The 24,357-nt window shown below is 64.4% G+C and carries 19 protein-coding genes and 1 pseudogene; 10 read left to right on the forward strand and 10 right to left on the reverse strand.

The features are described from left to right. Positions 1–78: 78 nt before the first annotated feature. Positions 79–398: pseudogene (locus M9799_RS18940) on the reverse strand (efflux RND transporter permease subunit); the annotation flags it as partial. A gap of 506 nt (positions 399–904) precedes the next feature. Between M9799_RS18940 and M9799_RS18945 the strand changes: the two are divergent. Further along, positions 905–2,368 carry an ankyrin repeat domain-containing protein gene (locus tag M9799_RS18945; RefSeq protein ID WP_231043684.1) on the forward strand — a complete coding sequence of 488 codons (1,464 nt, stop codon included), beginning with the start codon at positions 905–907 and terminating at the stop codon, positions 2,366–2,368. 213 nt (positions 2,369–2,581) lie between these two features. Here the strand turns inward: M9799_RS18945 and hppD are convergent, their stop codons facing one another. Together hppD and M9799_RS18955 are read right to left on the reverse strand one after the other, a co-directional pair. After that, on the reverse strand, positions 2,582–3,670 hold the full coding sequence (gene hppD / locus M9799_RS18950; protein WP_231043683.1) for a 4-hydroxyphenylpyruvate dioxygenase: 1,089 nt from the start codon (positions 3,668–3,670) through the stop codon (positions 2,582–2,584). Further along, positions 3,637–3,870, reverse strand: a complete 234-nt coding sequence (locus M9799_RS18955; protein WP_231043682.1) for a hypothetical protein — start codon at positions 3,868–3,870, stop codon at positions 3,637–3,639. Before M9799_RS18955 ends, hppD begins: the two co-directional genes overlap by 34 nt. A 339-nt stretch (positions 3,871–4,209) precedes the next feature. On the opposite strand from M9799_RS18955, the gene M9799_RS18960 reads away from it, so the two are divergent. Both M9799_RS18960 and M9799_RS18965 read left to right on the forward strand, forming a co-directional pair. Next, complete coding sequence (locus M9799_RS18960) at positions 4,210–4,986, forward strand: TSUP family transporter (RefSeq protein WP_231043681.1); 777 nt, start codon at positions 4,210–4,212, stop codon at positions 4,984–4,986. A 132-nt stretch (positions 4,987–5,118) separates the two neighbouring features. Beyond that, positions 5,119–6,822 carry a tannase/feruloyl esterase family alpha/beta hydrolase gene (locus tag M9799_RS18965; RefSeq protein ID WP_231043680.1) on the forward strand — a complete coding sequence of 568 codons (1,704 nt, stop codon included), beginning with the start codon at positions 5,119–5,121 and terminating at the stop codon, positions 6,820–6,822. 69 nt (positions 6,823–6,891) lie between these two features. Here the strand turns inward: M9799_RS18965 and M9799_RS18970 are convergent, their stop codons facing one another. The 5 genes from M9799_RS18970 to M9799_RS18990 are packed head-to-tail and all read right to left on the reverse strand — an operon-like array spanning position 6,892 to position 12,033. After that, on the reverse strand, positions 6,892–7,182 hold the full coding sequence (locus M9799_RS18970) for a DUF3325 domain-containing protein (protein ID WP_231043679.1): 291 nt from the start codon (positions 7,180–7,182) through the stop codon (positions 6,892–6,894). Continuing rightward, complete coding sequence (locus tag M9799_RS18975; protein ID WP_231043678.1) at positions 7,179–8,795, reverse strand: PepSY-associated TM helix domain-containing protein; 1,617 nt, start codon at positions 8,793–8,795, stop codon at positions 7,179–7,181. The genes M9799_RS18970 and M9799_RS18975 overlap by 4 nt, the downstream gene beginning before the upstream one ends. 10 nt (positions 8,796–8,805) lie before the next feature. Further along, a complete protein-coding gene (locus M9799_RS18980) occupies positions 8,806–9,105 on the reverse strand; it encodes a DUF3649 domain-containing protein (protein ID WP_231043677.1) in 300 nt (99 codons plus the stop codon). Then, complete coding sequence (locus M9799_RS18985) at positions 9,102–9,833, reverse strand: DUF4198 domain-containing protein (protein WP_263726226.1); 732 nt, start codon at positions 9,831–9,833, stop codon at positions 9,102–9,104. The genes M9799_RS18980 and M9799_RS18985 overlap by 4 nt, the downstream gene beginning before the upstream one ends. 25 nt (positions 9,834–9,858) lie before the next feature. After that, positions 9,859–12,033: a TonB-dependent receptor gene (locus M9799_RS18990; RefSeq protein ID WP_231043675.1), complete on the reverse strand. Its 2,175-nt coding sequence runs from the start codon at positions 12,031–12,033 to the stop codon at positions 9,859–9,861. 403 nt (positions 12,034–12,436) lie between these two features. Here M9799_RS18990 and M9799_RS18995 point away from each other — a divergent pair, with 403 nt between their 5' ends. Beyond that, entirely contained in the window at positions 12,437–12,727 is a 291-nt protein-coding gene (locus tag M9799_RS18995; RefSeq protein WP_231043674.1) for a hypothetical protein, read from the forward strand. 978 nt (positions 12,728–13,705) lie between these two features. Next, the gene (locus M9799_RS19000; RefSeq protein WP_231043673.1) at positions 13,706–14,101 is read left to right on the forward strand and encodes a helix-turn-helix transcriptional regulator; all 396 of its coding nucleotides are present in this window, start codon (positions 13,706–13,708) and stop codon (positions 14,099–14,101) included. A 521-nt stretch (positions 14,102–14,622) separates the two neighbouring features. On the opposite strand, the gene M9799_RS19005 is transcribed toward M9799_RS19000, so the two are convergent. Then, positions 14,623–15,564, reverse strand: coding sequence for a LysR family transcriptional regulator (locus M9799_RS19005; protein ID WP_231043672.1), 942 nt, complete (start codon positions 15,562–15,564; stop codon positions 14,623–14,625). A 114-nt stretch (positions 15,565–15,678) separates the two neighbouring features. On the opposite strand from M9799_RS19005, the gene M9799_RS19010 reads away from it, so the two are divergent. The 3 genes from M9799_RS19010 to M9799_RS19020 all read left to right on the forward strand — a co-directional run bounded on the left by M9799_RS19010 (position 15,679) and on the right by M9799_RS19020 (position 19,427). Further along, positions 15,679–16,413, forward strand: coding sequence for an SDR family oxidoreductase (locus tag M9799_RS19010; protein ID WP_231043671.1), 735 nt, complete (start codon positions 15,679–15,681; stop codon positions 16,411–16,413). A 611-nt stretch (positions 16,414–17,024) separates the two neighbouring features. Then, a complete protein-coding gene (locus M9799_RS19015) occupies positions 17,025–18,323 on the forward strand; it encodes a cation:proton antiporter (protein WP_231043670.1) in 1,299 nt (432 codons plus the stop codon). A gap of 297 nt (positions 18,324–18,620) precedes the next feature. Then, the gene (locus tag M9799_RS19020; protein WP_231043669.1) at positions 18,621–19,427 is read left to right on the forward strand and encodes a substrate-binding domain-containing protein; all 807 of its coding nucleotides are present in this window, start codon (positions 18,621–18,623) and stop codon (positions 19,425–19,427) included. Positions 19,428–19,486: 59 nt separating this feature from the next. On the opposite strand, the gene M9799_RS19025 is transcribed toward M9799_RS19020, so the two are convergent. Continuing rightward, positions 19,487–20,461 (reverse strand): Bug family tripartite tricarboxylate transporter substrate binding protein, encoded by a 975-nt coding sequence (locus M9799_RS19025; protein WP_231043668.1) that lies wholly within the window; start codon positions 20,459–20,461, stop codon positions 19,487–19,489. Between the two features lie 100 nt (positions 20,462–20,561). Between M9799_RS19025 and M9799_RS19030 the strand changes: the two genes are divergently transcribed. Next, positions 20,562–21,455 (forward strand): LysR family transcriptional regulator, encoded by an 894-nt coding sequence (locus M9799_RS19030; protein WP_231043667.1) that lies wholly within the window; start codon positions 20,562–20,564, stop codon positions 21,453–21,455. 499 nt (positions 21,456–21,954) lie between these two features. Further along, complete coding sequence (locus M9799_RS19035) at positions 21,955–24,009, forward strand: S9 family peptidase (RefSeq protein ID WP_231043666.1); 2,055 nt, start codon at positions 21,955–21,957, stop codon at positions 24,007–24,009. Positions 24,010–24,357: the final 348 nt, after the last annotated feature.

Genomic DNA, 24,357 nt, shown 5'->3' on the forward strand with positions numbered 1-24,357 from the left:
CTCTGGCCCCGTCGATCCCGGCAGGCTTGCCATGGTCGCGTAGATGCAGGCTCACGCCGGTGGCGCTGGCCACCAGCTCGAAATCCAGGTCACGGCCACCGGATGCAGGATCTCGGTGCCCGGACGCTCGGCCTCGGGCAGCAGCGGCGCCAGCGCGAAGGCCGTCACCAGTGCCGTCATGAGCGCCGGACTCAACCGCTCCAGCGAGCCGCGCACGATCATCGCGGCGTCGAAGTTCTCGCCCTCGAAGCGCATCAGGTTGATGCAGTGGCTCACCTTCAGGAGGCCGTTGCGCACCGGGATGCCGGCCAGGGTGATGAAACCCACCAGCGCCGCCCCGACAGCGGCTGCCCCGACAGGGCCAGGCCCAGCACCGCGCCCACCAGGGCCAGCGCCACGCGCTTGCCGTCATCGAGGTGGTACAGGGCAGCGGCCCCGGAATCGGAGGATATGCATTGCCAGGCGGCACGTATCGAGCAGGAATTTTCCCGGACCGGGAACTTGCCAATAGATTTCGTTACACAGCATTAGGTAATTCGATAGCTTTTATAAATATACGATCTTGTTTCACCCATGTCATCGAAAAGATCTCCTCATGCATGTTCAGCCAAGACCCCATCCATATTTCAGTGGGCCTGCGCAGGTAGATGCCCGTTCTGCCGGTGATGCCGCTGCACCCGCCGCACCCGCCGCACCCGCTGCACTCGCCGCATCCGCCGCATCCGCCGCATCCGCCGCATCCGCCGCATCCGCTGCATCCGCCGCATCCGCCGCATACCAAATGTCACATGCCGGATTTCGGCAATCCCATGTCGCCTGGATAAACGCCATGGCGGCACGGGGGGAGAGTGCCGCTGCCATTGCCACCCTCGCTTCTGCCGCCGCTACCGCGTCCACTCCTGCCATGCTGAATTACTGCCTTGAGCTTGTCGAGGTAGCCAGGCAAGCCGAGGCCACCCGGATGCTCGCCGTGCCGGTGCGCAGTGAGGGAGCGGCTGCGGCTGCCATGGCATATCCGGATCATCCCAGCCATCCGCATCAGGCATCCGGACAAGCCGGGATGATTTGGATGAATGCCATGCCAGCCCGCGGTGAGAGAGCTGGCGCGCCTGTTTCAAGCCCGGGTCACCCCGGTGATCTCCCACGGCAAGACATCCAGGCCGTCATTGCCCGGATGGCAGCGACGCATACCCAGCGTGCAGATTCGACCGGAGGAATCACTGCGCTTTTATCGAGGCGAATTTCCTCCAGTGAATTTCTCGATACCGCCACGGATGGCGAGATCTCCCAGTTGATGAAGATGTCGTCATGCGGTCGTTATCTCGACGATCTCGACCCTGCGGCCGATCCCGGCTGGGCTGGCGTTTTCTTCGGGGTGCAATACAGGCGTGCTGATTGTCTCGGTACGCTTCTCGCGGGCGATCCGGAACTCGGCCTTGTCCAGGAGGGGCATGGGCTGTCCCCTTCGCAAGCCGCAACGAGGGCGAATGCCGTCACGCGCTCCGGTTTCACGGCGTTGATGCTGGCTGCGAGGAACGGCGCTTCCGACATGGTGGAATTGTTGCTGAAAGCCGGGGCAGAAGTGGATGCCGTGGATGCGGCGGGTAGCAATGCGCTGATGTGGGCCACTTCTTCTGGCAGCCACGCGGCCGTGTCGGCGCTGCTGAAGGCTCGTCCGGCGTTCAATCGCATCAATGCTGCGGGTGACACTGCGTTGATGGTGGCAGCCCATAGCGGAGATTTGCCAATGGTCAAATTGCTGGCGGGCGCAGGAGAATTTATCGATGCCAATCTGTTCAGGATCATTCGGGAGAGAAGCTACTCCTTGAAAACCGTGAATGTGTTGCTGCAAGCTGGAGCCAACCCGAATACGGCAGTGGACGGACGGTCGCTGCTGATGATGGCGGCGCAAGGCGGCGACACGCTGCTGATGGGCGCTTTGCTCACGGCCGGAGCACAGCTCGCTCCCGCCGCCCTGGCTTTTCTCTCCGGCCCGACGGCGGCCCCTGGAGATGGCCTGGCTTCGCCGGGTTCCAGCGCATGCGGGCATCCTGCCCGACATGCCCCTGCCGCCGTGCCAAACGCATTGCCACACGCCCCGGCGCAGGCATATGCCGTCCCGGCCGCTGGCCATGCCGCAGCATCGAGCGCAGGCGCCCAAGCCGCAGCATGGGACCCCGCCTTCGCATCGCATGGCGCCGGCAGGCAGATGCTGGTTCATCCAGGCAATGGCATTGCCATCGATGCAACTTTCCAGCCGGCAGGAGCCAGCGCGCGCGGCAACGGCGTCGAGGCTGCGGTGCCGCCAGCGTCTCGCCCGGAAGCCCCCCAAAGCCTGGAAGACATCGCAAACGCCTTTCTGGCCTGAAAATCGCATCCGACCGGAGAGATGGATGCCCTGGGCGCTGCGCCGAGGACGGCCGCACGCTGTGTCTTGGAGATGCACCGGCAGCTGGTGATCGATCAGGAACGCCGAACTGCCGGCCGCGCGGATCGGGCACATCCCTCCCGATTCCGGGTACGGATACGCCGGTTTCGCCTGCGGCGGATGCCTGCCCGCCCAAGCCAGTCCCCGGGCACCTCAGCTTGGCTCGGCCTGCAGCACGCCGCGCTCGATCTGGTCGCGCTCGAGCGACTGGAACAGCGCCTTGAAATTGCCTTCGCCAAAGCCCTCGCGGTAGTCGCCCTTGCGCTGGATGAACTCGAAGAAGACCGGGCCGAACACCGTACCCGAGAAGATCTGCAGCAGCAGGCGCCGGCTGCCATCCTCCGTGGTGCCGTCCAGCAGGATGCCGCGCGCCTGCAGCTGCGCGGGGTCCTCGCCATGGTTGGGCAGGCGCTCTTCGAGCATCCGGTAATAGGCGTCGGGCGGCGCCTTCATCAGCGGCACGCCGGCCTGGGCCAGGCGGTCGACGCTGTCCAGCAGATTCTCGCTGAGCAGCGCGATGTGCTGGATGCCTTCGCCGTTGAAGGCCATCAGGTATTCCTCGATCTGGCCCGAACCCTTGGCCGATTCCTCGTTCAGCGGAATGCGGATCATGCCGTCCGGCGCCGTCATTGCCTTGGAGGTCAGCCCGGTGTACTCGCCCTTGATGTCGAAATAGCGGATCTCGCGGAAATTGAACAGCCGCTCGTAGAAGTCGGCCCAGAACGCCATGCGCCCGCGATAGACGTTGTGGGTCAGGTGGTCGATGACCTTGAAGCCATGGCCGACCGGATGGCGGTCCACGCCCTCGATGAACTCGAAATCGATGTCGTAGATCGACTTGCCCTCCTCGAAGCGGTCGATGAGGTACAGCGGCGCGCCGCCGATGCCCTTGATCGCCGGCAGGCGCAGCTCCATCGGCCCGGTGGGAATCTCCATCGGCTGCGCGCCCAGCTCCAGCGCGCGCGCATAGGCCCGGTGCGAATCCTTGACGCGAAACGCCATGCCGCAGGGCGATGGCCCGTGCTCGGCAGCGAAATAGGCGGCCGCGCTGCGCGGCTCCTCGTTGACGATGAAGTTGATGTCGCCCTGGCGGTACAGCGTCACGTTCTTCGAGCGGTGCTTTGCCACCTTGGTGAAGCCCATGGCTTCGAACACGGGCTGCAGCACGCCTGGCTGGGGCGAGGCAAATTCAACGAACTCGAAACCCATCAGTTCCATGGGATTGTCAAAAAGATCGGCCATATCAGTCTCCATTCCAGTGAAATGCCGGGCTGCGCGCCCGGCGTGAATCCAAGCCCCATGCGGCTTGCGCCTGCATCCCCGCGCTGCATGCCGGCGGCAAGGCACAAGGCATCCGCCAGGCCATTTTCGGCACTGCGGTCCAGGCCCGCAATCTGCTTCTCGTTCTGCGCGCGCCCCTCCCGGGCGGGCACGCCCGCCATCGGCTGGTTCCTTCGGGCCTCCTTGCCTCGCGCGGCCAGCAAATCAGGCCGCCGCCGATGTCGCGCCGCCCGGCAATCCACCCGGGCCAGGCATTCCTTGTCAGCAAGGCGCAGTTTAGGCAGCGCTCGAAGATACCGGAAGCGATTGTTTTTCTCGTTTATCGTTCAGGCCATGGCCATTGGCTGATCCGCATCAGCAGCAGCAGCTCGCCCACAACCTGCGGCGGGCACCGGCCAACGGATCGCTGCTCGCACCGATAATCATTGCCGTCCTGCCGCGATGGTGGCTGGCCAGGTCCCAAGCGTCCAAAGCGCGGCGCACGACGGTGGATAGAACAGATGCCTCCCTTGTTTGAACAGTCGATGCCGGCAAGCCCAGCCACGCATCTGGTCTTTTTGCTTTTCGTGGCTTTCGCCGTCTATGTGCAAAGCCTCACGGGCTTTGCGCTGTCGCTGGTGCTGCTCGGGCTGGTGGGGCTCACCCACCTGTTCCCGCTGCCGGATGCCGTGAACGCGGTGTCCTTTCTCACCGTCATGAACGCTGCGATGTTTCTCTACCGCCGGCGTCCGGTGCGGATCGAGCCGGCGATGAGGATTGCGGTGGCTTCGAGCATGGCCGGGTCGTTCATTGGAATGGGGATATTGGTCTATCTTGCGGCCAATGCGATGCACCTGCTCAGGGCCCTGCTGGGGCTGATCATCATCGGCTGCGCACTGCTGCTCTGGCGCATGGCCGAGCCCCGGCAGGACACCTCCCCGCCGCGCGTCTTTGCCGGCGTGGGGCTGCTGTCGGGCGTGCTCGGAGGGCTTTTCTCGGCAGCCGGGCCTCCGCTCGTCTACGTGGTGTACCGCCAGCCATGGCCGCTCGCGCGCATCCAGGAAGCGCTGATCTTCAGCTTCGGCGTGGGCGCCCTGCTGCGCCTGGCGGTGCTGGGCCTGGGCGGCCAGATCAGCGTGCAGTCGCTGCTGCTGGCAGCCCAGGCCATTCCGGTGGTCCTGCTGGTCACGGCTTTGTCGGCGAACCGCAAGCTGCCGGTTTCGCGCGCGATCCTGCAGCGCATCGTCTGCGGGCTTTTGCTTTGTGCCGGCTTCGGCATGTTGGTCCGGGCAGTCTGAAGAAGCACTTGCGGGGCGGTGTAAGTGCAAACGTGGATGGACCGCGCAGTATCCCCTCCAGACACTGTCGAGCAGGTTGACCTGCATTGCAACCTGCCCCACGACCCGCGATCTTCCACACAAGGAGACAACATGCGACAACCCCAGCGCCCTCCACGCCCCTTCATCCTGCTGCTGTCCCTCTCGGCCTCGGCCGTGCTGGTCGCATGCGGCGGCAACGGCGGTGAAGACCCGCCCATGGCGCAGCCCCTGGGCTGCGCGGATCTGAACGGAATGGCGATCGCCGCCACCAGCATCGGGCTGCCGACCACGGGTGCGGTGGTCACCGCCGCCACCCAGGTCGCGGCGGCGGGCGCAACTCCCGATTTCTGCCGGGTCAGCGCCGCGATTTCACCAGTCGACCCCGCGGCGCCGAAGATCATGATGCAGATGGCACTGCCCACCACATGGAACGGCAAGGCGATGATGTTCGGGGGTGGCGGCTACAACGGCATCCAGCCTTCGGTGACGGGCAACGTGCCGGCCGGGCCGACCGCCCAGGCGACTCCGCTGGGCCGCGGCTACGCGACCTTCGCCAGCGATTCCGGGCACCAGGCAGGGGCGCTCGGCAGCCAGGATGGCTCGTTTGGCGTCAACGACGAGGCGCTGAGGAATTTTGCCGGCGACGCGCTGAAGAAGACGCGCGACGTCGCCATGGCGGTCATCAACGCGCGCTATGCCGCGGGCAACCCGACCAAAGCCTATTTTGCCGGCGGCTCGACGGGCGGCCGCGAAGCGCTGGCGGTGGCGCAGCGCTGGCCGCAGGACTGGGACGGGGTGATCGCGCTGTATCCCGCGGGCGCGGCCGCCAGCCTCGACCTGCAGTTCGGCCGCATCACGCGCGCGCTCGCGCAGCCCGGTGCCTATCCCAACGCTGCCAAACGCAAGCAGCTGTATGACGCCTCGCTCCAGGCATGCGACGGGCTCGACGGCGTGGTCGATGGCCTGGTCAGCGACATCCGGTCCTGCAACCGGAGCTTCGATCCGATGACCGCCACCGTCAACGGCGCCGCGCTGCGCTGCGCCGGCGGCCTCGACACGGGCGACAGCTGCCTGTCGGACGCCCAGATCGCGGCGTTCAATGTCATCAACACCCCGATCACCTTCGGCTATGCGCTCGCCAGCGGCGAGACCCAGTACCCGGGCTTCAATACCTGGGGCACCGACTTCGGCATGCCCCACCCGAGCCCCCTGCAGGCCACCGTCTCCTTCCTTGCCCTGAGCAGCGCCCAGCCCGCCAGCCCGATGCCCAACGGCGCCCCCTATGGCAGCATCTTCTGGGACCAGTGGGTGCGCTTTTTCGTGACGCGCGACCCCAACTTCAACGCGCTGACGCTGGATCCGCAGAACCCCGGCCGCTGGCAGGAGCGCATCAGCGCGCTGAGCGCACTGCAGGACGTCAACAAGACCGACCTGACGGCGTTCCAGTCGAAGGGCGGCAAGGTGCTGATCGCCCACGGCACCGGCGACGCGCTGGTGAGCACGCGCGCCACCGCCCAATATGTCGAGCGCGTACGCGCCACCATGGGCCAGGCGCGCGCCGACTCGTTCCTGCGCTACTACGAGATTCCGGGCTACGGACATGCCGTGAGCACGGTCTTCAATGCCGCCTGGGATTCCCTGTCGACTCTCGAGAACTGGGTCGAGAAAGGCACCCTGCCTCCGAGCCAGACCGTGGCCGACACCGCCGGGGTGCCGGGCCGCACCCGGCCGCTGTGCGACTATCCCGCCTATCCGCGCTACAACGGCAGCGGCGATATCAACGTGGCAGCCAGCTTCAGTTGCTCCACGCAATAGCGGCCACGTCAGCAAGCGGCACGCCCACAGGCGCTCGACCCAAGCGCCTGCTGCGCACCTGCCTGCCAGTCAGCGGGCGCCGGATCTGCCCTCGCGCGCCCCCAGGATGAGCCCCAGGTAAACGAGCCCGGCAGCCAGGCTGGTATGCCCGGTGTACGCCACCAGCCCGAAGCTCCACCCCCAGCCGCGCACTGCGCCCGCCAGGCACAGCAGCAGCAGCAGCCAGCCCGTGGCCCGGAGCCACCGCGTGCTGCGGGCGGACAGCAGGCGGCCGAACCAGAGCGCCTGCTGGCGTTCGGTGGCGGCGGCCAAGGCGCACATTCCCGCGGTGCAGCCCGCGAGCATCAGCAGATGCATCATGCCGCCTCCCCGGCTTGCAGTTGCGCCGCACGCGCGCGCGGCCCGGCCGGCACGCGCGCACGGTGGCGCAGGGTGCGCAGCGCCAGCGCCGCATGCAGCGCGGCGAACGCCCACAGCACCAGGTCCATGCCGGCAAACACCCAGTCGCCTTCGGACAGGCTGCGCCACAGCGGGCGCTCGGTGGTCAGCGCGTTGAGCACCGGCAGCAGCGCCAGCACGGCCGTGGCCAGCCACAGCTGCTCGATCCAGGCGCGCCGCGCCGGCCGCAGCAGCGCGTGCAGCAGCGCCAGTGCCCAGACGGCAAAGAAGGCGTGCATCTCCCAATCGCCGCGCTGGGGCAGCTGCGCGGGCAGCAGCCGGTTGGCCCAGAGAAAGCCCGCCATGGCGATCGACAGCCCGGCAATGGCGGCGATGTTCAGCCGCTCGACCAGACGGAAACCGAAATACGGCCGCTCGGGATCGGCCAGCTTCGCGCGGCGCTTGACGGTCCACATCACCAGGCCGGTGCCGACCATGGCGGTACCGGCCAGGCTCACGATGAAATACAGCCAGCGCAGCGAAAGGTCGCTGAAACGCCCCAGGTGCAGCGCATACAGCACGCCGCGGGTCTCGGCGGCCGGGCCGACCCCGTCGTGCGTCTCCAGCAGCCGGCCGGTGCTGCCCTCGAACAGCATGTATTGCGGGCTCATCGACACCCGTCCGGCGCTGCCGCGCGCCACCGCCACGCGCGCCGCGGCGTCGCCGGGCTGGGTGATGGTCACGCCGCCGATGTTGTGCGTGCCCCAGACGGCCTGCGCCTGGCGCACCATGGCGTCGACCGGCGCCAGCGCCGCGGGCTGGCCGCTGGGCTTGCCCGGAGGAATGAACACGCTGAGCTCGTTGGTGAGCTGCCTCTTTTCCGCCGCGGTCTGGATGGCCGCCTGCTCGCCCCAGGGCATGTACAGCGCCATCAGCGTGACCAGCCCGGTGTAGGTGATCATCAAATGGAAGGGCAGCCCGAACACCGACAGCGCGTTGTGCGCGTCGAGCCAGGAGCGCTGGCCCTTGCCGCCGCGGAAGGTGAAGAAGTCGACGAAGATCTTCTTGTGCGTGATGACGCCGCTGATGATGGCCACCAGCATGAACATGGCCGCCAGCCCCGCGAGCCAGCGGCCCCAGATCGCGGGCAGGTAGTGGAACTGGAAGTGGAAGCGGAAGAAGAATTCGCCGCCCTGGGTCGCGCGCGCGGAGACGGCCTCGCCCGTCGCCGGGTCGAAGTTGCCTTCGCCGAAAGCGCGCGGCGCGGGTTGCCCCGGCGGGTTGCGCCAGAACGAGGAGACGGTGTTGTTGCGCGCATCAGGCATGCGCATGCCCCACTGCGGGCTGCCCGGCGCGATGCGCGCGAGCGCATCGGCCACGCGCTGCGCCGCGGCGGCGGGGTCCGGCAGCTCGACCTGGCGCGCCAGTTCGGGCCGCGCCCATTGCGACAATTCGTCCTTGAAATAGCTCACCGTGCCGGTGAGGAACATCGCGTAGAGGAACCAGCCCAGCAGCAGGCCGGTCCAGGTGTGCAGGTCCGCCATCGTCTGGCGCAGGCCCGGTGCCTTGGCCGGCACGGGTAGAGGTTTTGGCATGGAGTCGAGCTCAGAAAGAAACGTGGGCCGCCCGTGCGGACCAAGACGCGAGCAGCAGCGGCAGCGCCGCGACCAACAGGCCGGCCCAGGCGCGGCGCGCGCTGCGCGCCGCGAACACCCAGATCACCGCGCCGGCGTAGACCACGAAACTCAGCAGCATGCCGGTGAGCATGCCCTGGATCTTGTCCATCGGCAGCGCCAGCGCGGCCAGGCTGGTCAGCGCGGCCAGCGCATAGCCGCCCAGCAGCGCGGCCACGATGCGCGAGACCAGCGCGACCGTGCGCCAGCCGCGGCCGGGCAGCGCGCTCATTGGTTCGGCGCAGCCGCGGGTGGCGCCGGAATCGGCTCCACGCCGTCGGGCTTCACATAGGTGAGCGAGGTCACATAGCTGACGGCATCGAACTTCTCCGTGCCGCCCGCGCCCGCGCGCTCGCCCGCGGTGGCGTCGTTGACGCTGACCTCGGCCACGTAGGTGCCCTTCCACGGCATGTCGAACTGCACCAGGCCTTGCGCGTCGGTCTGCGCCTCCTTGGCCCAGCCGGACTGCGTGACCAGCGCGACCTTGGCGCCGGCCTTGGGCTGCCCCTTGAGGTACAGCTTGAATTCGCCATCCTTGCCCGTGGGCACCAGGTCCAGCGCCAGCTTCGGGGACTGGGCCGCGAAGCTGGTGATCAGGCGCGCCGCGGGGTAGTAGCGGTTGAGCGTGTCCTTGCCGTCCTTCTTCCAGGTATAGAGCGGATAGCGCTCATCGGCGGCAACGATGGACTCGCCACGCGCCGCGCCGAACGACAGGGCAAAGCCGTCGGCGGCCTTGCGCACCTCGGCGGCCTTCTCGCCCTGGCCTGCGATCAGCGTGGCCGTGGGCTGGCCGAACTTGTCCAGCAGCCCGGGCGAGGCCTCGCGCAGGTTCTCGCCGAATTCGCCGAAGCGCACGATGGCGTTTTGCTGGCCGGCGGGCTGCTCGATCCAGATCTGGTGCGCCTGTGCGGCGTGGGCAAAGCCCAGCAGGGCCAGCGTGGCGCTGGCCATGGAGATCATGCGGTTCATCATTTTTCCTTGAGGTTTAGAAATCGACCTGGGCCGACAGCATCAGCGTGCGCGGCGCGCCCACGGTGGCGTAGCCTGCGGCCGTCACCCAATAAGCCTTGTTGGCGACGTTTTCCAGATTGGCGCGCAGCACCACCGGCTGGTTGCCGAACTTGGTGGCATAGCGCGCGCCCAGGTCCACGCGGGTCCACGACGGCATGCGCAGCAGGTTGGCGGCGTCGTACCACATGGAGGACGTGTTGATCACGCGGCCGTTGAGGCTCAGGCCCGGCACCCAGGGCGTATCCCAGTCCAGCCCGACATTGAAGGTGCGATCGGGCACGCCGTTGGCGTCGTTGCCCTGGTTCACGCCGCCCTGCGTCCTGGTCAGCTTGGCGTCATTGAAGGCGGCGCTGGCCATCAGGCGCAGGCCGCGCTGCACTTCGCCATAGGCCGTCAGCTCCAGGCCGCGGTAGCGCTGCTCGCCGCCGAAGCTGTAGACCAGCGTGGTGGGATCGGTCGTGGCAATCGGCCGCTTGATCTCGTAGATCGCGGCCTGGGTCAGCAGGCGGCCCCAGTCGGCCTTGACGCCGATTTCATTCTGCTTGGTCTTCTGCGGCGCGAACACCTGGCCCACATTGGCCGTGCCCGCACCCGCCGTGCCACCGGCCGACAGGCCCGAGGTATGGTTGGCGTAGACCGAGACGTTCTGCGTGGCCTTGAAAACCACGCCCGCCAGCGGCGTGACCGAGCTGGCATCGTAGGGCGTGGAGCCGTTGACGCTCTTTTGCTCGATGTTCTGATGGCGCGCACCCAGCGTGACCAGCAGCCGGTCGTTGTAGAACGCCAGGGTATCGACCACCGCGACGCTGCGCAGCGACAGTTCCGCGGACTTGGTAGGCGTGCCGCGTGCAAAGTTGATCGCAGGCAGCGGCGCGGGGTTGTAGATATTGGAAGCAGCGCCCGGCCTGGGCGTCAGCTGGTAGAAAAAGCCGGTCTCGCGCTGCAGGCCATTGGCCGTGACTGCCACCGTATGGCCCACATCGCCGGTCTTGAAACGCGTGCGCAGGCCCACGTCGGCTGCGGTGGTCTTGTTGTACTCGTCGTAATAGCCGTTCTGCACGCCGAAGTTGCCGGCGGAGTTGATCCGCGGGAATGCGGTGGGGAAATCCTGGTCGCTGGTCACTTCGCTGTAGCCGATGCCGCCATAGACGGTGGTGCTGTCGCTCAGGTCGTACTCGATGCGCGTGAGCGCGGTCTTGGCATCGTCCGCGAGCTTCGCGCCCGGATAGAAGGTCTGGCGCGGGTCCGGCACGGCAGGCAGCTCGGTGATGCCGGCCAGGAAGCCGGCCTGCGGGCGGTAGTTCACCGATTTGCCCTTGGTGTAGAGCAGATCGGCCGACCAGCGCAGGCGGGCGCCGGCGTAGTCCACGCCCAGCGCGCCCAGGCCCAGGCGCTGGCGGCCGCCATCGATATTGCCTTCGCCGTTGCGCCACACGCCATTGGCGCGCACGCCCCACTCGTTGTCCTCGCCAAAGCGGCGGCCCACATCCAGATGCGTGCCGAACTGCGCCTTGCCCATATAGGTGCCGGTGACACGCGTCAGCGGCACGTCGCCGGCGCGCTTGGTCACCACATTGATCGCGCCGCCGACGCTTTCCTTAGGGCCGACGCCGTTGGTGAACGAGCCCGGGCCCTTGAGCACCTCGACGCGCTCGATCACTTCCAGCGGCATGCGCGTGGCCGGCGACAGCCCATACAGGCCGTTGACCGCGACATCCCGTGCGCCGATCGTCAGGCCGCGCACCTGGAAGTCCTCGCCGTAGCCGCCGCGCGCCTGCAGCGTGCGCACCGAGGCGTCGCTCATCACCACGTCGGAGATGTTGAGCGCCTGCTGGTTCTCGATATAGGTCGAGGTGTAGTTGGTGGTGCTGAACGGCACGTTCATCAGGTCGGTGCGCCCAAGGATGCCCAGGTCGCCGCCGCGCGCCAGCTGGCCGCCGGAATAGGTCTTCTGCAGGCCGCCAATGGAGGCCGCCTGGTCGGTGACCGTCACGTCACCCAGCCGATTCGCGGCAGTGGATGAGGTCTGGGCCGCCGCGCCAGCCGCTGCAATGGCCAGGCAGGCGCCCAGGCACAGGCGCAGCCCGCGGGAGAGTTCGGTGGGCGTGAACGGGCCGGCATGCGGCAGACGAGCGCAGGAAGAGGACATGGAATGAAAGTGACTGTTATGGATTCGAATTGGGTCGAAAAGTCGGCGCAGGACGGCGGCAACGCGGCATCCTGCAACGAACGGACGAGATTATTAAATACAAGTCACTCTCATTCACATCTTCATGCTCAATAATTTTCATTCGGATGCGCTAAAGGGCTGGCACAGCCATGGATACATCTTGTAGCGTTGGATTTACCCCACATGCATGGGGTGCTGTGGACACTTCGGCGCGTCGACCACCGTCGGCAACGGTGCCTCTTCGGTGTCCTCGACACAACCACCCATCGCCGCTGGGCTTCGGGAGCTGCCCCATCGCAGCCCGTGAAAGCCTGCAACACGGGATCGCCTTCCTCGCACTTCCGCCCCTGGGTAGCTAGAGGTTGCGGGTCACGTTGCAGTCTTGCAGGCGAAAGGTGAAAAGACCGAATGCCCCGGCTTCTCGCCGCTGGCGATTACCGCATCCGCCTCCGGCATCGATGGCCAGGGCGTCGGGCTGGGCCTGCCCTCCCCGTGCGCCGACAGCCTTGCCATGGCGCCGGCAATCGGCCTGACCACCTTCGCCATGGCGGCGCTGGATGCCATGCAGCCACCTCCTCGAGCCGCCGCAGACTGGAGGGCGCGAGGGATGGGCAACGCCCTGCTCCCGCGGCATCGGGCATTGACCCTGTTCGAGCATCTCAAGTCAGCTTGATGAGCCCAAGCCCTGACTCTCATGTGCCGACGCCGCTCCGCACCGCACGCCCTACACACGTGCTACCGCCCAAACACCCAATGAACGCCCCACCACCGCAAATGCGCGCAATGGCCGCGGCAATGGGCAGCCCCGAGCCATGGCTGCGGCAGTCGGCATTCCAGCGCGTCGGACTGGCACAAAAACCGGATGTCAGCCTTGGTTCATGTCCCGCGGTCATGCCTGCCCTGCCCCCTGATGGTGACCGCCGATCGCCACCCGGCCCGGCTCACGCGGCCGAATGCCAGCTTCTACCTTGGCTTACAGATCCGCTTCTCGCGGAATGGCCTCACGCGGCTCGTTGCCCCCGCTCGGCTGCTGACGCAGTGCTCTTCATGGGCGATGCTATTTCCACGAATTCGAATTAAACGAGACACACCACAATGAGGGATATGATGCGTCAATAAGTTTAAATTAAATCAAAGAAGACAAAAAACATCGGGGAAAAGCGCCATCGCTCTGCGCTTCCCAGCGCAGGATGATGAGGAAAATGCACGGCATGGGAGGTTTTACAGGCAGCGATGCACAGCCACACAGCGGGACAACTCACTGCTTATCGTTAGCTAAAGGAGTAACCTGTACGCATGGAAACGACAAACTTCCGACGTGGAGTTGAAGCAGCGCCTGAGGCTACGTCTGGCTGGGCACATGGAACAGTGCTGCATTCGCAAACATATTGCCAAGACGTGGCACAGGAAGGGCGACAGCCGCTTGACTGCACCGCTACAACCACCACTGCTCCATGAATCTTTCTGCCAAATCCAGCCGTACCGTGTCAAACTGTCCCCAACCTCTACTTCTGACTGGCTCAGGAATTCGAGGGGACTTCAACTTCCGACTTAGCTAGCTACTTGTGCGGATGGCTATCACTTCCCCACAAGGTTGCAGGTCGACTCATCAGCTGACCACCACTCCCACAGATAACTGATTAAGTCGCCGATGTTAGAGAGCCAATTTCCGCCTACGGTCGCCGCCACCCTGCCTTCGGCCAGCCAGCAGCAGATGCTGCACGCGGTGTCGCAGGTGCATCGCCTCGAAGACCGCTATCCGGAACTGCCGCACATGCCATTGCTGCGCGAAGGCTGCTGGCGTGAAGAGGCCTTGCTGATCCATTACACGGACCTGCACGGCCAGGAGACGCAGCGCACCATCTGGCCGCTGGCCATCGTCTATCTGGACCATATGCTGGTCGTGCTGGCCTGGTGCTGCATGCGCCAGGGCTTTCGCAAATTCGCGGCCGCGCGCATCACCGCCGTCGAGAGCACGCGCAGCAGTTTTCGCCCGCGGCGCGTGGCGTTGCTGCGCGAGTATCTGGGCCAGCTGAAAAAGCCTTGATGGCCGCGCAGGGGACTGCTTGCAACCACGGTTCGCGATCGGATCGTGAGGGCGAATGTTGCAGGCGCCAGCGGCTTGTCGAACAAGCCGGGTGACGTCTCCCCTGAAAACGATAAGCGCCGCTTGTCCTGACTTAACTGCCCTGCCCACGCGCGTGCACGGCTGCAAACACCGACACGGCGGCGGGCAAGACATCCACCAGCGCGGGCACTCCCTGGGTTGACCACACGCAGCAACGTTTTTCTTGGATGACCGCTTTAGTGTGATCTGAGTCATTTACAGCCCAGGGCCTGTACTGCAGCAACCACCAACACCAGCCGGTGAAAGTCCCTGCGCCTTAACGACTGCTTCCTCCTCGGGACAGGCCGCTCGATTGCGCGGTTCACTACGTACGGGCCTAAAAGACCGCTTCTGCATCCGCAGCAGGCTCGTGTCGGCACGTAGCTGTCAATCGATACAAGATAAAGTGGTCAAGAACGTGCGCAATCATCCGGACCCGACACTTAAGGCTGCGAGAAGCCTTAAGCTCTCGTTCCGGCTGGAGCGGCAGAATGCGAAGAGCCGGATGCCTGAGACCACGATCTCACATGTTCGACCAACGCCCGTAACTTGCGCGGCTGATTTCTACGGCTGGAGTAATAGAGATAAAAACCGGGGAAGTTGGGCAAATAGCTGTCCAAAACAGAGACCAGTTCCCCACGTTCGATATAGGGCCGGAAAGTTTCTTGCATACCGATGGTGATGCCGCCATGGGCCAGTGCGGTCCGGATCATCAGCAGCATGTCATTGGAGGTCACGCGGGAGGCTATGGCGAGGCTGAAATCGCGTCCTTCTTCTTGAAATTCCCAGCGGTAGGGTGCAGTCTCCAGCCTCGCGCGCCAGCCGATGCAGTGGTGGTTTAAAAGATCATTGGGATGCTGCGGCGTTCCGTGTTCCGCAAAATACTCCGGCGAAGCCACCACGACTTGCCGTTGAGGCCCGGTCAAAGGGATGGCAATCATGTCCTGTTCAATGACTTCCCCAAGACGCACGCCTGCGTCGAATCCGGCTGCAATGATGTCCGATTCATCATCTGTGACGGTCACATCCAATGTGACTTCAGGATGTGCGGCGATGAAGGAGCTGATCAATGGACCTGACAGAAACCGCTCGGCAATGGATGTGACGGCCACGCGCAACAGCCCTCGCGCCGGGCCGTCGTGGGCCGCTTCTTCCAGCGCCGCGTTAACCACGGCCAAGGGCCCGCTGATTTGCTGATGGAGGGCCTGACCTGCCTCGGTCAGGCGTACATGGCGGGTTGTGCGGTACACCAGGGCAGTACCCAGTTGGTCTTCCAGCCGACGCATGGCCTGGCTCACAGCTGAGCGTGTCACGCCCAGCTGGTCCGCTGCCGCGCGGAAACTTTGCGCTTTGGCAACCGCCACAAAGCAGTGCAACAGAGGTAGATGGAGATCGTCTTTCATTGGTTAGGCACTCTAACCAAATTGTTCACCATTGGCACACTTCTCTAGACACAAGAGGATACATACAGTTTGGACTTTCCATGCACAGCGGCGATTGCACGCAGAAAGTTCCGTATGAGCAAGCAACTCGATAAAGTCATTTTGATCACTGGTGCCAGCAGCGGTATCGGCGAATCCACGGCGAGGCTTCTGGCCGCCAACGGCGCCACCGTAGTGCTGGGCGCGCGCCGTATGGAAAAACTGCAGCATATCGTGGCCGACATCCGGAGCGCAGGCGGGGTGGCAGAGGCCAAGGAGGTGGATGTCACCCAGCGTGCGCAAGTGCAGGCATTTGCTGACCATGCCATTGCGCGATTCGGGCGCCTCGATGCCATCATCAACAACGCTGGCGTCATGCCGCTGTCCCCGCTGGCAGCGTTGCAAGTCGATGAGTGGGATTGGATGATCGACGTCAACATACGCGGCGTGCTGCACGGCATTGCCGCTGTATTGCCTGCAATGCGCCGCCAAGGTCACGGGCATGTCGTGAACATCGCCTCGATAGGCGCACATGCGGTGTCCCCGACCGCAGCGGTCTATTGCGCCACCAAATATGCGGTATGGGCCATCTCGGAGGGACTGCGACAGGAAAGCAGCGATATTCGAGTGACCACCATCAGCCCGGGTGTCACGGAATCCGAACTGGCTGAGAGCATTTCGGATGAGTCAGGCCGCCAGGCGATGAAGGAATTTCGCAAAGTGGCTATCAGTGCTTCGGCGGTAGCGCGGGCCATCCTTTTTGCCATATCGCAGCCAGAAGATATCGATACCAGCGAAATCATTGTTCGCCCCACGGCAAGCCCGCACTGAGGGTGCTAAGCGTCGTACCAGTGATTGACGATGGCCGTTTACGGACGTTGCATCCGCTTCGATGTAAAAGATCAAGGCCATACCGCGCACCGCGCTGAGCAAGGCCATATAGGTCACGGCAAGCGGCGCTTATCGAATGCAATATATTTCTACCTTCGTCAGGACCGCCAACCAGCGGTTGCCTGCACCAGGCGGCGGCCCGCCAGGCGCTCACGAAGCTGCAAAACCACTGGGCATTCAACCTCACCGCACCACGGCAACATACGCCTCACCGCGAACGGGCAGCAGTTTGCGAAGTGCACGGCGCCGAGCTCAAAGCCCGCGTTTGGTGGCTCTCGGTGCCTCGGAAAATTCTGGAACTGCGCCACGAAGCCCATACCAGTGCCAGTGACCCTGCGGTGAGCGGGGACAGTGGATGATACGTGGGCTCGCCAGAGAAAGAGCAGAATGCACATGCGGCCAGCCACCGCGACAGCGCTCAGGACAAGCACGGTGTACTGGGCTCGCATGCAGATCAAAGGCCGGAACCCGACGCCATGTTCCCGTGGCCAGGAATGGAGGATGCGCGCGGCGAACGGGATCCCTTCCGTGGAACCCCACAGTTGACCAGAATGCAGCTTCAAATTGATCTTGCCCCCGACCCCTACATTCTCGTCTTGACCGGGGCAGGGCTGCTCATTGCCTTGGTGGCGTGGTTGCCGCTGGCGCTGCGTCGTCTGCCTTTGACCCTGCCGATTGTCTGCATTGGCCTGGGCGCGGCGATCTTCTGGCTGCCCCAGGTGACGCTTGATCCGCTTCCGATGCTCTACCCTGAGATCACCGAGCGCTTCTCCGAGTTCGTGGTCATCATCGCCCTCATGGGAGCTGGCCTCAAACTCGATAGGATCTTCAGCTTCCGGACGTGGGGCATCACGTGGCGGCTGATCGCCATCACCATGCCGCTCAGCATCGCCGCGATCACCTTCATCGCTGGATGGTGGATGGGTCTGTCATGGACCGTAGCGCTCCTCCTCGGTGCGGCCCTGGCTCCGACCGATCCAGTCCTTGCCGCCGACGTCCAGGTGGGGCCGCCGAAGTCGGGCGCGGAGGACGAGGTCCGGTTCGGGCTGACCTCGGAGGCGGGCATGAACGACGGCTTCGCATTTCCGTTCGTTCATCTCGCGATTGCGTTGTCGCTGTCCGCCACGACTGGAGAACCTTGGTTCACCAAGTGGGTCACCTACAACGTCCTGTGGGAACTCGGCGCCGGGGTCGGCGCCGGCTACGCCATCGGACGCGCCTTCGGATGGCTCACCTTCCACGTCCCCGCGAAGACCAAGCTGGCAAAGACCGGCGACGGCCTGATCGCCCTATCGGCGACGTTCGTCTCCTACGGCTTGACGGAGCTCATCCAATGCTACGGCTTCCTCGCCGTGTTCGTCACCGCCCTGACGTTCCGCCACGCGCACCGCGACCACGACTTCCATCTCCAGATGCACGAGTTGATCGGGCAGATCGAGCGCATCGTGATGATGGTGCTGCTCATCCTGTTCGGAGGCGCCCTCGTCAGCGGGCTGCTCGATGCCCTGCGATGGATCGATGTTGCGGCCGTGGTCGTCATCCTGTTGGTCGTGCGGCCGGTCACGGGACTTCTCGGTCTGATCGGGCACAAGGCGGATTGGCGGGAAAGGCTGACGCTGGCGTTCTTCGGTATCCGCGGTGTCGGCTCGATTTACTACCTGGCCTTCGGCCTGAACCACATGCAAAACGTCCAGGGCGGCGAACGCCTGTGGGCCATCGTCGGCCTCGTGATTCTCGCGTCGATCCTGATGCACGGCATAACGGTCACGCCCGTCATGCGTGGGCTCGACCGCAGTCGGGGCCGCGATCCGGACGCAGATGAGGCCACCGCGCCGCCCGGGCCACGGTGAAAATCATCTACCCCGCGCTGAAGCTTTGAATTCCCCACGGCTGCCAAAGCGCGCAAATCGGCAAAGCCGCAATGCACTTGCATGCAGGTCGCATATCGACCTGCCCAAGCCCTTGTGCTGACAGTTGCACCCAGAGCATCAACGATTGCAAACCTTGCAATATACAAAATTATCACGAATGCCGATCATTCGACCTGGCTTTGCACGCTGCCCAGGTGACCTGACCGCTTCAGTCGCCCAGGTTCCGCAGGGCAAGACTGGCGCTGTTTCCATTCCTTCCCATCTACCCCTTCGACAATGAACAAATTTCTCCTGAAGACCACCCGCCGCGCCGCTTTGCTGGCCGCTGGCTTGGTCCTTGCCGGGTGCAGCAGTGTCGGCAACCAGCCGGCCACGAAGGAACTGCATGTGATGACCTCTGGCGGCTTCACCGCGGCCTATGACGAACTGCGGCCACAGTTCGAGAAGCAGTCAGGCTACGTGGTGAAGACTGCCTACGGTGCCTCCACCGGTGGCGCCAGCGATTCCATCCCCAGTCGCCTGGGACGCGGCGAGCCTGCCGACATCGTGATACTTGCCCGCACCGCACTCGATGCGCTGGTCAAGGACGGCAAGGTCGTCCCGGGAAGCCAGGTCGACTTGGTGAAGTCTTCGATCGGCGTCGTGGTCAGGCAAGGCGCACCGCGCCCCGACATCGGCACGGTGGATGCCTTCAAGCGCGCGTTGTTGAATGCGCCCTCCATCGCCTATTCGGCCAGCGCCAGCGGCATCTACTATGAAACGGAGCTGATGAAGAAGCTGGGCGTCGAGAATGAACTCAAGCCCAAGAGCCGGCGCATCCTGAGCGAGCGCGTGGGTACGGTCGTGGCGCGCGGCGATGCGGCGGTCGGCCTGCAGCAGGTCAGCGAGCTGCTGCCGATCCCGGGTGTCGACTTCGTGGGCAAGATCCCTGAAGAGCTCCAGCGCGTGACCGTTTTCTCGGCGGGTATCGCTGCTTCGTCCAGGAACCCGGACGCTGCACGTGAGCTGATCAAGTTTCTCTCCTCGGAGCCTGCCGTCCCCGCCATCGTCAAGTCGGGGCTGGAGCCGTATCGCGCCCGGTGATCGGGCCCTCGCACCATCTTGGTCGTTGCAGTATCGGATGAACCCTTTGGGCCGTTCGATCAATCGGCGGTGAGCTTGCGTTCCCGGACGATCCTGCCCCACTTGCCGTGCTCGGCCGCGATGAACTTGCCCAATTCGTCACGGCTTCCTGGCGCTGCTGTCTGGCCATGCTTCAGAAGGTTCTCGCGGACCTCCGGCGTATTCAGCACTTTGACCAGCTCGACGTTCCAGCGATCCAACAACGGCTTTGGCGTCTTCGCCGAGGCCACGAAGGCGTACCAGTTGGTGGCGTTGAAGCCGGGATATGTCTCGGCGACCGTTGGAACGTTGGGCAGGTAGGCAGGACGGCTCAGGCCAGTCGTCGCCAGGGGAATGAGCTTGCCGGACTCGATATGCGGCAAGGCGGTGGGTGGCGCCGCGTAAAAAGACGTGACCCGATCGCCCAGCACATCCTGCAAGGCCGGAGCCCCGCCCTTGTAAGGCACATGCAGCGTGTCGATCTTGGCGACATCATTGAGCAACTCTCCCGCCATATGCGCGGCAGACCCGGGCCCGGTGGACGCGAAGTCCAGCTTCCCAGGAGCCCGCTTGGCCTTGGCGATGAACTCCCCCAAGGTCTTGATGCCGGTGCTGGCAGGAACAACGAGCACGTTGGGAAAGGTGACCCCCATGGTGATGGGCGCCAGATCCTTGAGCGGGTCGTAGGCGAGCTTCATGAAATGGGGCGCGATGCTCAATGGACCGATGGAGCCGAACAGCAGCATCGAACCATCCGCGGGCCCGTTGGCGACCTGCGCATGGGCCAGGTTGCCGCCTGCACCGGGTTTATTTTCCACCACCACGGACTGGCCGATGTTCTCCCCGAGTTTCCTGGCAATCACCCGGGCGGCGATATCGGCTGAACCACCAGCAGCGAAGCCGACCACCATCGTCACGGGCTTTTTAGGGGGGAAATCCTGGGCATGGGCAGCCGTGAAGGCCAAAGGGAATCCAGCCACCATTGCGGCGGCAGCAGTCAGTGCAAGTCGTTTCATAAGGTCTCCGTGAGCAGGCCAAGACATGGTCGACCTGCATGGCGCGATGCTATCCCCGGAGTAATATTGTGTGAATTGCAATTTATGGAACGATTGCTGCATGCAACGCATTAAGTTCGACATAGGCGAATTGATGGCATTCGTGGTCACGGCGGAAAAACGCAACTTCCGGCTGGCAGCCGAGGCCCTGTTTCTGTCTCCTCCGGCTTTGAGTCGCCGGGTAGAGCGGCTCGAGACAGCGGTGGGAGCGCGGTTGCTCGAGCGCACCACCCGACATGTCGAACTGACGGCGGTAGGCCAGGAGTTCCTGCAGGAGGCGCGCGCAGCGCTGGCCACGCTGGATGACGCAGTGCTGAGAGTGGCTAGCCAACTCCAGCTGCGACGTGGACGGGTCACCGTTGCCTGCATTCCCTCCGTCGCCACCCATTTGCTGCCTGCGGTATTGCGGGCTTTCGCGCTGGAACAGCCTGAAGTGCAAGTGCATGTCATCGATGAAAGCGCCCAGCAGGTCTTGGACTGCGTGCTGCGCGGAGAAGCCGACTTCGGGGTGAGCTTCACTGGGAGCCAGGAATCGTCACTTCGGTTCGAGGCTTTGACACGTGAACGCTACATGTTGGCCATGCCGCATGACCACCCGTGGGCCAACAGAGCGGAGGTGGCGTGGGCGGAACTGGCTGGGAAGCGGCTGGTGTCGGTGTCACATCTCAGCGCCAACCGCTTGCTGTTGGACCAGGTGATGGCAGAACTGCCGGAGCAGCCCGTCGCATGGTACGAGTGCAATCATGTCTCCGGTGCATTGGCTTTGGTCGAGGCTGGGCTGGGCATGGCAGCCCTCCCACAACTTGCGCTGCGTCAATCGAATCGGGAGGTCCGCGGCGTGCCATTGACAGGGCCAGAGGTATGGAGAACGTTGGGTCTGATTCAAAAGCGCGATCGGGTGCTCAGTCCTTCAGCGCAAGCACTGCGCGAATGCATCTTGAAAACCCGGCACTGATTGCCCCAAGAAAGGAAGTGCGGGGCATGGCATGCAGCAGTGGCCGCTGCCGTGGTGGCAGGCCAATTGCCGGCGACATTCGGTCGCTTTGCCGGCGTGATGCCGTCAGAGATCAGTGGCAAGCTGCGCGTGTCGGTTGGTCGTGACAAGCCCAGGCCACTGGCGCTTGCCGACCCAGATGGAGCTGCCAATGCGGCATGAACGCAGGCTGCATCATGTTGCCACCCAGTTGCCGAACAGATGTCTTTTGCAACTTGCGTCGATCGGTTGCATCCACGGCCAACAGCGGACGTTGGCCCGGGTGTCGAAAGACTGGCAGTCGGCCTTTGTCACGACTCCGTTTGGCAGCTGCATAACGCTGAAATTGGTGAGATCGTGAGAGGCACTCTGTCGCCGATAGTGCTTGGCCGGACCTTGTCGCAGCAAGCCGTCCTACGTGGGCCCGGCTGGCGGATGGTTAAGTTGGTTCGACTCATCCACTAAGTGTGCTGGAGCTGACATGCAAAAACACCGGAACAGCTTTTCCGAATCGCCTAAGCCTTTTGAAGCGACCGATCTGTATCTGCATTTCAAAATCACCGAACTGGAAGGCTCGCCCACGGACGAACGTGTCGCGTGCACGGTCCAGTCGGTCGACCGTGAGAACGACAGCTACCGCACCAAGATCTGGACCTACCCGACGGCTGCACCTGCGGGCGGGGCAGGCACCCAGATCACGCAGGGCAACTGCAACGACCACTCGCCCCACTGGTCGCCCGATGGCCGCCAGTTGGCCTTTGTCTCCGACCGCAATGGCGGCGCGCAGATCTATCTGCTGGGCATGGCCTCGGCGGGTGACGCAAGCGCCAGCGGCGGCGAAGCGCGCCAGCTCAGCCAACTGCCGGGCGGGGCCACCAGCCTGCGCTGGATGCCGGACGGCCGGGCCCTGCTGGCGACGTCGGCGGTGGCGGTGGATCCGAACCTGCGCGGCGCACGCAGCACCCAGGCTGCACCCGCGCGCGCGAAAACTGCGGCCGAGGTGGTCTGGAAGCTGCCCTACAAATCCGACGGCATGGGCTATTTGCTCGCGCGCGAGATCCACCTGTTCAAGATCGATGCGACCACGGGCGATGGCACCCAGCTGACCAACGGAGCCTTCGACGTGCTGGCGCACAGCGTCTCGCACGACGGCCAGCAGCTTGCCTACGTCCGCACCCGCGAAGGCCGCTTTGCGCATGAAACCGATCTGTGGACTTGCACGGCCGATGGCGAAAACCATGTGTGCGTGGTGAATACCCATGCACACACCATGCAGCCCATGTGGTCGCCTTCGGGCCGCTACATCGCGTTCACGGGGGCAGTGCAGGCGGGCGACGCCGTGGCTTGGCTGTGGCTGTACGACACCGCCACCGGCAAGACGCGGCAGCTCGGCGATGTCGAGGTGGCGGACCCGATGTCGGTGCACTGGAAGGACGACAACACCCTCGTGTTCTTGCGTGCACACCGTGGCCGCCACGAGGTCGCGCGCATGACGCTGGACGGGAAGCACAAGACGCTGCTGGGCGGTGACCACCAGATCGGCGCTTTCGGCTGGACGGCCAAGCACTTCGCCATGGCCATCGACCACCCCGCGCAGCCATGCGAGCTGCATGTGTGCGGTGGCCAGGACTGCAACAACAGCCTGCACCAGGTCAGCGACCTCAACCCCTGGTGGAAAGAGCGCACGGCGATCCAGGTCGATGCAGTGTCCTTCCAGGTGCCGGGAGACAGCGACGAGACTGAAGAGATCGAAGGCTGGCTCATCCGTGCGAAAGACAACACCGGCCCGTCGCCCCTGTTCAATGACATACACGGTGGTCCCGCAGCCTATGCGTTGCTGGACTTTGACAGCACGGTGCATTGGCAGGTGCTGTGCTCTCAAGGCTGGGCGATTCTCGCACTCAACGCCGTTGGCTCCGCGAGCTTCGGACAGGACTTCAATCACCGGCTCGCGGGACTATGGGGCATGCTCGACATGCCGCAGCACCTGGCGGCCATTGCTTCGCTGCAGGCCGACGGCGTGTGCGATGAGCGCCTGGCCGTCTGCGGAAAGTCGTACGGCGGCTACCTCACCGCCTGGACCATCGGCCACACCGACCTCTTCAAGGCGGCCGTGGTGATGGCGCCCGTAGGCAACATCGAGACCCACTACGGCACGTCGGACGGCGGCTACTACGCCGATCCTTTCTATATGGCCACCGCGCCCCGTTTCGACCGCGAAAAGGCGCGCAGCCTGTCGCCGCTGCAGCACATCGAGAAAGCGAACACGCCCACGCTGTTCATGCAGGGCAAGGAGGACGAACGCTGCCCGAAGTGCCAATCCGAAGAGCTGTTTGTGAGCTTCATGCGCGCCAGCGATTCGCCCACCGAACTGGTGCTGTACCCCGACGAGGGCCACGGCTTTTTGGGCGAAGGTGCGCCGGCATGCCGTGCCGACGCGTCGCAGCGAATCGTCAATTGGGTCTCGCAGCATGTGCTGTCGGGAGAAGGCACGGCCGCCAGTGCCGTGCGCCGGACGAAGGTCAGCAGCGTTTGAGGACAGGATGGTCGGCTCACCATAACCCTGACGGAGAGGTCAAATTCAAGGATGGAAAATCTCACACGTAACGCCTCTCCTCGCATCATCGCTATCGGAGCTTCGTCCGGTGGGGTGGATACCACCTTCAAGCTGGCTGCTTCGCAGCAACCGACTTCCCGGTGCCGATTCTGTTGATCCAACAGGTGGGATCCTAGCCCAGTGGGTTGTGGAGGTTTGTGAGCGCACGCGGCGCCAACGCGGCAGTGCCTCCCACGGATGGGGCGATCCCGCAAGCGGGCAAAATTTTCATTGCGCCGCCGGACCATCACATGCTGTTCGACGGGGGGCGCTGCACCTTCACCGCGG

Source organism: Comamonas endophytica, from assembly GCF_023634805.2.
Taxonomy (GTDB): domain Bacteria; phylum Pseudomonadota; class Gammaproteobacteria; order Burkholderiales; family Burkholderiaceae_C; genus Comamonas; species Comamonas endophytica.